Here is a 1,741-nt window from a genome sequence, read left to right on the forward strand (position 1 = left end):
GATTGACCCCGACCACGCAACGGAAAACGTGCAACGCACCATTGACAACACCACGGGTGCGCTCAAGAGCCAGTTGGAAGCGACGTCAACCTACATGGTGAAAAGTGCACAGGACGCGAAGGTCATCACCAAGGCCACCGCGCAAGACGCCGCAGTGGAGTCGATGACCGACAACTCGGCAGTCGTCCTGGTAGTCGCGAAATCCGACACCACCAATCCCGACAAATCGAAACGGCCACCGGTCTTCTGGCGACTCAGTGTCAATATTGAGCGGGACGGCGGCCAGCTCAAGATGTCGAAACTCGATTTCGTTCAATGACTTCCGAGCAAGAGTCGCCGCGAAACGACGCCGAGACCACACCTGAGGACGCGGAATCACCGACCGACAGCACCGAGGCTCCTCCGCCCCGCGACGCGCGTTCGAGCAAAATGGTCGTGATCAATCGCCTGACCAATCAGTGTCTGGCGAACTGGCGTCCAATTCTCCTGACCGCAGTGGTCGTCGCCATGTTGGGACTTGCGGCCGGCGTGTTCTTTTTTCTGTACCGCCCGGATCGACAGATCGATGACGCTGCGGCTCAGCGGGCCATCCGGGCAGCTTCAGACGGTGCCGTAGCGTCGCTCTCGTACTCCCCGGCCAATATGGACCGCGACTTCGCGAGGGCGAAGTCACATCTCACCGGGGACTTCCTGAGCTACTACGACAAATTCACCAAACAATTCGTCACGCCGATGGTGCAGCAAAAGCACATCGCGCAGACGGCCGCGGTGGTTCGGGCGGCCGTATCAGAACTGCATCCGGAATCCGCCGTCGTACTGGTATTCCTCAACGAGACCACGAGCAAGGACAAAGGAGAACCCCTGACAACGCCGAGCAGCGTACGAATAACGCTCACGAAGGTCAACGGTTCCTGGCTGATCTCGAAAATGGATCCGTACGGATGAACCCTTACCGCGCCGATAGCGCCGGTGCTATTCTCATCGCACGAGAACGCCGCTACCGGTGTCGACAACGTCGCATGGGCATCTTCGGTTAATGCCCGTCGAGGAGCACACGATGCGTTCAGCTGGAACGATCACCACCGCGATACTGTTGGCTGCCAACGTAATCGGCATTTTTGGTCCGACATCCACGGCGGGAGCAACGACGAAGGAAGACGTCGCGATCAACGGCACGTACCGTGTTACGTCAAACGGCAATTGGGCCAAGCTCAATGACCAGTACAACTACGAGCCGACGGTCGTCAGTACCTGGACGATCAGCTCCTCTTGCTCAAATTTTCAGACATGCGACGGCACGATGAGGAGTGACCAGGGCTGGAGCGCGCCGATCTCCTTGACCGACGGGCTCATCTGGTACGTCAGACGTGACGTACCGAATTGGGAGCGGTGCCAGGACGGCACCGCGTTCACCGGGCAGCAGACCTTCTACTTCTACCCAGTTGATCCCGCGGGAACTGGTGAATTCCAAATCGGGTCGCCGGTACTGGCCGGGAAGGACAAGACGATCGGCCCGAGCGGCGCCTGCGGGCAAAACCAATGGCTGGGTATCGAATTGCCGCTGCGGTTGGACAAGATCGGCTGACTAGCCAATACGACCTTTAGGTGGGAAATAAGTCCTGCCACTTCTTGGGCGCTTTCGAGGTCGCCAGATCCGACTGCTGGTACAACTTCCCGTCCGGAGCGACATAACGGCCGGTACGCGGATCGTACGGGGCAACCGCGATCAACGGCGCCGGTC

At 59.2% G+C, this 1,741-nt stretch carries 2 protein-coding genes and 1 pseudogene; all 3 read left to right on the forward strand.

Going from position 1 to position 1,741, the window contains the following annotated elements; genetic code table 11:
• Positions 1–319, forward strand: a pseudogene (locus WB785_RS24025) (hypothetical protein); the annotation flags it as partial.
• Positions 316–945 carry a hypothetical protein gene (locus WB785_RS24030; protein WP_424082486.1) on the forward strand — a complete coding sequence of 210 codons (630 nt, stop codon included), beginning with the start codon at positions 316–318 and terminating at the stop codon, positions 943–945. The pseudogene WB785_RS24025 and the gene WB785_RS24030, both read left to right, overlap by 4 nt.
• Before the next feature lie 112 nt (positions 946–1,057).
• Positions 1,058–1,585 carry a hypothetical protein gene (locus WB785_RS24035; RefSeq protein ID WP_424082488.1) on the forward strand — a complete coding sequence of 176 codons (528 nt, stop codon included), beginning with the start codon at positions 1,058–1,060 and terminating at the stop codon, positions 1,583–1,585.
• The last annotated feature ends 156 nt before the right edge of the window (positions 1,586–1,741 follow it).

Origin of the sequence: Mycobacterium sp. (assembly GCF_049585075.1) — a bacterium.
Lineage (GTDB): Bacteria > Actinomycetota > Actinomycetes > Mycobacteriales > Mycobacteriaceae > Mycobacterium.